The following is a 5,706-nucleotide window of genomic DNA, read 5'->3' on the forward strand; positions in this document are numbered from 1 at the left end:
GCCGCCCCCGCCGCCGTACCGGCCGCCGGTGGCCGCCGCGCCGGCCGTCACCCGCCGGCCGCCCACCAGCCCGCCGATCCCGGTGAAGATCCTCATCGCCGGCGGTTTCGGCGTCGGCAAGACCACCACGGTGGGCTCGATCTCGGAGATCGCCCCGCTCACCACCGAGGCGGAGATGACCAGCGCCGGCATCGGCGTGGACGACCCGGGCACGGACTCGGCGAAGACCACCACCACGGTGGCCATGGACTTCGGCTGCGTGACCATCGACCGCAGCCTCAAGCTCTACCTCTTCGGCACCCCCGGCCAGGCCCGCTTCGGCTTCATGTGGGACGACCTGGCGCGGGGTGCGCTCGGCGCGCTCGTGGTGGTGGACAGCTCCCGGCTCGACGACTGCTATCCGGCGATCGACTTCTTCGAGCGGGCCGGGCTGCCGTTCGCGGTCGCGGTGAACGCCTTCGACGGCCGGCTGGCGCTCGACCTGCCCGCGATCCGGTGGGCGCTGGCGATCGGCGAGCACGTGCCGCTGGTGCAGTTCGACGCCCGGGACCGGCTCTCCGTACGGGACGCGCTGCTGGTCGTCCTGGATCGGGCGCTGGACCGGGCGACCCGGGACCGGGGGGCCTGAACCGGCCGCCTGCGGGGTATCCGTTCCGTGGAAGGGGTGCAGGTGATGAGAGGGGATCTGGACCAGACACTGGCCCGGCTGGCGCGCCGCGAGGAGGCGTTGCGCCGCCGGGCGACCGCGCCCGGGGAGGAGCCGGATCGCGCGGAGGACGGCGAGCCGGCCGGGCGGGACGGGCGGGACGGGCACGGGGCGTACCGGTTGCGCGGGGGGAGCCGGCCGGAGCCGCGGGACCCGGTCGAGGAGATCGCCGAGGCGGTCCGCCGGGTGGTGGCCGAGCACCCCGGGCTGGCGGTGACCCTGCGGGTGGAGCAGGGCGGGCACGCGTACCCGCTGCGGGTCTCCTGGTCGGGCCCGGAGGTGACGGTCGGCCCGGCGCCCGCCCCGGCGCCCCCGCCGGCCTGGCCGATGTCGGTGAAGACGGTGCCCGCCCCCGGGCAGGACGGGATGACCGTCGACCCGGCGGCCCGGCTGGCCGAGCTGATCCGGCGCGACCCGTCGCTGCTGGAGGACACCGACCCGCGCTGAACCGGCGGGCCGCGCCGCGGGCACGGCGTGGTCCCGGCGGCTACTGTCGGGCGGGTGGCGGAACCCGACCTGACCCTCACCGCGAGCCTGCGGCCGGCGGCGCTGGACGCCCGGCGCGGCGTCGTCCGCCTGCACCCGGAGGTGCTGACCGCGCTGGCGCTGCGCCCCGGCGACCCGGTGCGGCTGGCCGGCCGCCGGGTGACCGCCGGCGTGGTGGCCCCGGCCGAGCCGACCGCCAGCACCGCCCTGCTGTACGCCGACGACCTGCTGCTCGGCAACCTCGGCATTCGGGACGGCGGGCAGGTGACGGTGAGCCCGCTGCCGGTCGTCCCGGCCCGCCGGGTGACCCTGGCCGGGCCGGTGGCGGTGGTCGCCGCCGTCTCCCCGGAGATGCTCCGCCTCGCCCTGCTCGGCAAGGTGGTCACCGCCGGGGACGACGTCTCGCTGCTGCCCCAGGACGTGCTTCCCGACGCCGCGGTCCGCGGCCTGGTCGAGGCCGCCCGGCGCAGCCTCGCCAACTCCGTCGGGTACGCCTGGACCAGCACCCTGCTCACCGTGGTCGCGGCCGAGCCGGCGGCGGGTGCACTGGTCACCATGGACACCGTGGTCGGCTGGGAGCACGGTGCGGCGACCCGCGGCTCGGGTCCGGTCGGTCAGGACGCGACGGGCCGGCTGACCGGGGACCTGTCCTCCGCCCCGGCGCCGCCCTCGCCGGCCCGGCCGACCGGACCGGCCGGCGGGGCAGCCACCCCGGCCAGCGGCACGGGGCCGGCGGACCTCAGGCTGGTCGGCCCCGAGGACGCGCCGGACGTGGACGAACTGCCCGGGCTGCGGGCCCAGGCCGAGGAGCTCACCGAGCTGCTCGACCTCGGCTTCCACCACCGGGAGGTGCTCAGCCGGCTCGGCACCACGGTGGCGCTGGGCGTGCTGCTCACCGGTCCGGCCGGCTCCGGCAAGTCGGCGCTGGTCCGGGCGGTGGCGGCCCGGGTACGCGCCCGGGTGTGCCCGGTCTGGGCCCCCGAGTTGGCCGCGCTGAGCAACGACGCGGCCGCCCGCCGGCTGCGCGCGGCCGCCGAGGCGGTACGCGCCGACGGGGCCGCCGTGCTGCTGGTGACCGACGTCGAGGCGCTGGCCCCGGCCGACGACCCCGGTCCGCTGGCCACGGTGTTCCGGCAGGTCGTCGCCGAGACGGTCCGGGCCGGCGCGGCCGTGGTCTGCACCACCGGCCGGCCCGAGGCGGTGGACCCCGCGCTGCGCGCCCCGGACCTGCTCTCGCTCCGGATCAGCGTCCCGCTGCCCGACCACGCGCTCCGCCGGGAGCAGTTGACCGTGCTCACCCGGCAGGTGCCACTCGCCGAGGACGTCCGGCTGGACGAGGTGGCCAGCCGTACGCCGGGCTTCGTCGCCGCCGACCTGGCCGCGCTCGTGCGGGAGGCCGGGGTGCGGGCGGCGCTGCGGCAGAAGGCGGCCGAGACGCCGACGGTGGCGATGGCCGACTTCACCGCCGCGCTGGAGGTGGTCCGGCCGACCACGATGGCGGCGTCCACCCTCGAACTGGCCTCGGTCACCCTGGACGACGTCGGCGGCCTGCACGAGGTCAAGGAGACGTTGACCGAGTCGGTGCTCTGGCCGCTGACCTACCCGGACACCTTCGCCCGGTTGGGCGTGACCCCGCCGCGCGGGGTGCTGCTCTACGGGCCGCCCGGCTGCGGAAAGACGTACCTGGTCACCGCCCTGGCCGGCTCGGGCCGGGCGAACGTGCTGTCGGTGAAGGGCGCGGAGCTGCTCTCCAAGTGGGTCGGGGAGAGCGAGCGGGCGGTACGCGAGCTGTTCCGCCGGGCCCGGGAGGCCGCGCCCACGCTGGTCTTCCTGGACGAGGTGGACGCGCTCGCCCCGGTCCGGGGCCAGGCCACCGACGGGGGTACGACGGACCGGGTGGTCGCCGCGCTGCTGACCGAGCTGGACGGGGTGGAGGCGCTGCGCAACGTGGTGGTGGTCGCCGCGACCAACCGGCCCGATCTGGTCGACCCGGCCCTGCTCCGCCCCGGGCGGCTGGAGCGGTTGGTGTACGTGCCGCCGCCCGACGGCCCGGCCCGCGGGGAGATCCTCCGGGCCGCGGCCCGCGACGTCCCGCTCGCCGCGGACGTGGACCTGGCCGCGCTGGGCGAGGAGCTGGACGGCTTCTCCGCGGCGGACTGCGCGGCGCTGGTCCGCGAGGCGGCGCTCGCCGCGATGCGCGAGTCGCTGACCGCCACCACGGTCACCGCCGCCCACGTGGCCACCGCCCGCACCCGGGTCCGCCCCTCCCTGGACCCCGCCCAGCTGGCCCACCTGGCCGCGTACGCCGCGACCCACCGCTGACCCGGGTCGGTCAGTCGGTGGGCAGGAGCGGGCCCAGCGGGCCGAGGTCGAGGTTGAGGTCCTCGGGGGCGAGGCCGAAGTACTCGCGGAGCTGGGTCATCTGCTCCTCCAGCGCCATCAGCGTGCTGCCGATCCGTTCGACCTGCTCGTCGCTGAGGTCACCGAGGTCGACCCGGCGCAGCGCCTGCCGCTCCATGAGCTGCCGCAGCAGCTCGACGACGGTCAACACCAGGCTGGCCAGTCCCCGCTCGACGGAGTCCTGGTCCACGGCGAGCCGGCGGTCCAGCGGCCGCACCCGGGGTGCCTGCCACTGCGGCTCCCCGAGCGCCGCGGCCAGCTCGGCCGCCTCGTCCCGGTCGGTCACGGTGCCACCTCCCGCGGCGGGGCGAGCGGCGCCACCTCCGGCGGGGCGAGCGCGCCCACCGACGCGATCAGGGCCCGCAACGAGATGCGGACCAGGTCGACGTCGGCGATGGCCAGGGTGATGTCCCCGGTGATCACCACGCCGGTGGCGAGCACCCGGTCGAGCAGGTCGACCAGGGCCACCGGCCGGTAGGCCATCGGGTCGTCGGCGCTGCTCGGTGCCAGCGTCGTCACGCCCATGCCGGCTCCGCCGAGGGCTCCGCCACGAACGAGTACGGCGGCCACGGGCCGGTCGGCTCCAGCCGGACCTCCGGGTGCCGGTCGGCCAGCTCGCGGACCAGCGCGGCGAAGCCGTCCAGCCGCTCCCGGTCGACCAGGTACGCCCCGTTGAGCACCATCGCGGTGGCCGCCCCGGAGAGCCGCCGGTCCTGCGGGGTGTGCCGGCGGGCGCTGACCGCGTACCCGGCGAGGGCCGCGTGCACGGCGGCCGCCGCGTCGGCGGCGATCCGCTGCCCCTCCTCCCGGGCGGTCAGCTGGGCCTTGCGTCGCCGCAGGTACGCCGCCCCGGCGCCCCCGCCGGCGGCGGGCTCCTCGGCCCGGGGGGTGGCGCCGGGGACGGCGTACCCCTTCACGCCCCACTCCTCGCGACCGGTGAGCCGGGCCAGCGTGCCGGCCAGCTCGTCCTGCCGCTCGGTCAGCACCCGGGCCACCCGGTCGTCGTCCCGGTGCACCGTGGCGAGTCGGGCCGGCACCACCGCGCCGGCCCGGGACAGCGCGTCCACCACGGCGTGGTGGGCCCGGGCGGCCCGCTCCAGCCAGGCCAGATCCTCCAGGTTGCGGCGCAGCGCCTCCTCGCCGTACTCGGCCAGCGGAACGTCGCTGACCACGGCGGCCAGGCCGGCGGCGGCCACCGACCGGACCGGCGCGCCGGTGATGCCGGCGGTCCCGGCCGGCGTCGGCCGGTCCCCGGCGACCACGCCGTGCAGCCAGACGGCGCTTCCGGTCTCCGGCACCGTCCGGGCCGGTTCAGCGGTCGTACTCATCCCGCTCCTCTCTCGCGGCGCGGCCGGCAACCCGGGGCCGCCGGGACGCCTCCACCTCCTCCGGGTCGCGCGGCCCCGGCTCGACCGGCGGGCGGGCCCGCGAACTCAGCCACGGGTCGTGCTCCCACCAGTCGATGCCGATCTGCCGCGCGGTGTCCACGGAGGCGATGACCAGCCGCAGCTTCAGCGTCAGCAGCTCGATGTCGAGCAGGCTGACCCGGATGTCACCGGCGATGACGATGCCCCGGTCGAGTACCCGTTCGAGGATGTCGCCCAGGTTCGCCGGCTCGTGCCCGGCCGGCAGCACCTGACCGGAGTTCTGCACCACCGAAGGTGTCCGGCCAATCGTCATGTCAGTCCCCCTTGCCCCGCTGGTAGCGGCGCGTCCGCCGGTAACCGAGCAGGCTGCCGGTCATGTCCAGCTCCACCTCGTAGAGGCCGAGCAGGTCGGTCGACGCGGGGATCCGGTGGTCCTCGACCACCTCCACCCCGATCCGCCAGCCGTCGTCGGTGGGCTGGATCGAGGTCACCCCCAGCGGGTCCCGGCCGGTCAGCGCGACGATCTGCCGCAGCGCCTCGCGGGCCGCCTCGGCCGCGCTGATCTCCTCGTAGTCGTCCTCGTCGGAGTAGCGGTTCCGGTCCCGGTCGCCGTCGCCGCGGATCCGTCCTGATGTCATCTCATCTCCCTCGCCCGCGGTAGCGGTCAGCCCGGCCGTCGCCGCGCCGCCGGGCGGGCGGCCGCCGGCCGGTGCCGGGCGGGGCCCCGGCGGGGGGGCGGCCGGCGCC

Annotated in this window: 7 protein-coding genes and 2 pseudogenes; 4 read left to right on the forward strand and 5 right to left on the reverse strand. The window is 77.2% G+C overall.

Going from position 1 to position 5,706, the window contains the following annotated elements; all coding sequences use genetic code 11:
- The 4 genes and pseudogenes from ACWEVO_RS28460 to ACWEVO_RS28475 form a co-directional block, all read left to right on the forward strand.
- The coding region (locus ACWEVO_RS28460) for a GTP-binding protein (protein ID WP_452310563.1) at window positions 1-628 on the forward strand (628 nt) is incomplete at its 5' end.
- Window positions 629-673: 45 nt separating this feature from the next.
- Window positions 674-1,153 (forward strand): hypothetical protein, encoded by a 480-nt coding sequence (locus ACWEVO_RS28465; RefSeq protein ID WP_452310564.1) that lies wholly within the window; start codon window positions 674-676, stop codon window positions 1,151-1,153.
- Between the two features lie 54 nt (window positions 1,154-1,207).
- Window positions 1,208-1,886: pseudogene (locus ACWEVO_RS28470) on the forward strand (AAA family ATPase); the annotation flags it as partial.
- 68 nt (window positions 1,887-1,954) lie between these two features.
- Window positions 1,955-3,514, forward strand: a pseudogene (locus tag ACWEVO_RS28475) (AAA family ATPase); the annotation flags it as partial.
- Window positions 3,515-3,524: 10 nt separating this feature from the next.
- Here ACWEVO_RS28475 and ACWEVO_RS28480 read toward each other — a convergent pair.
- The 5 genes from ACWEVO_RS28480 to ACWEVO_RS28500 all read right to left on the reverse strand — a co-directional run.
- Window positions 3,525-3,878 (reverse strand): gas vesicle protein K, encoded by a 354-nt coding sequence (locus ACWEVO_RS28480; protein ID WP_452310565.1) that lies wholly within the window; start codon window positions 3,876-3,878, stop codon window positions 3,525-3,527.
- A complete protein-coding gene (locus ACWEVO_RS28485; RefSeq protein ID WP_452310566.1) occupies window positions 3,875-4,117 on the reverse strand; it encodes a gas vesicle protein in 243 nt (80 codons plus the stop codon). Before ACWEVO_RS28485 ends, ACWEVO_RS28480 begins: the two co-directional genes overlap by 4 nt.
- A complete protein-coding gene (locus ACWEVO_RS28490; protein WP_452310567.1) occupies window positions 4,108-4,920 on the reverse strand; it encodes a GvpL/GvpF family gas vesicle protein in 813 nt (270 codons plus the stop codon). Before ACWEVO_RS28490 ends, ACWEVO_RS28485 begins: the two co-directional genes overlap by 10 nt.
- Window positions 4,904-5,272, reverse strand: a complete 369-nt coding sequence (locus ACWEVO_RS28495) for a gas vesicle protein (RefSeq protein WP_452310568.1) — start codon at window positions 5,270-5,272, stop codon at window positions 4,904-4,906. Before ACWEVO_RS28495 ends, ACWEVO_RS28490 begins: the two co-directional genes overlap by 17 nt.
- A 1-nt stretch (window position 5,273) precedes the next feature.
- Window positions 5,274-5,706 (reverse strand): gas vesicle protein GvpO (locus ACWEVO_RS28500; RefSeq protein ID WP_452310569.1); only part of this gene is annotated, 433 nt, incomplete at its 5' end.

This window comes from Micromonospora sp. NPDC003776 (assembly GCF_053605645.1).

Coding starts and splice junctions, on each gene's coding strand:
- ACWEVO_RS28485 (WP_452310566.1), bottom strand. CDS start 4,117: ATGGGCGTGACGACGCTGGCACCGAGCAGCGCCGACGACCCGATGGCC.
- ACWEVO_RS28465 (WP_452310564.1), top strand. CDS start 674: ATGAGAGGGGATCTGGACCAGACACTGGCCCGGCTGGCGCGCCGCGAG.
- ACWEVO_RS28490 (WP_452310567.1), bottom strand. CDS start 4,920: ATGAGTACGACCGCTGAACCGGCCCGGACGGTGCCGGAGACCGGAAGC.
- ACWEVO_RS28495 (WP_452310568.1), bottom strand. CDS start 5,272: ATGACGATTGGCCGGACACCTTCGGTGGTGCAGAACTCCGGTCAGGTG.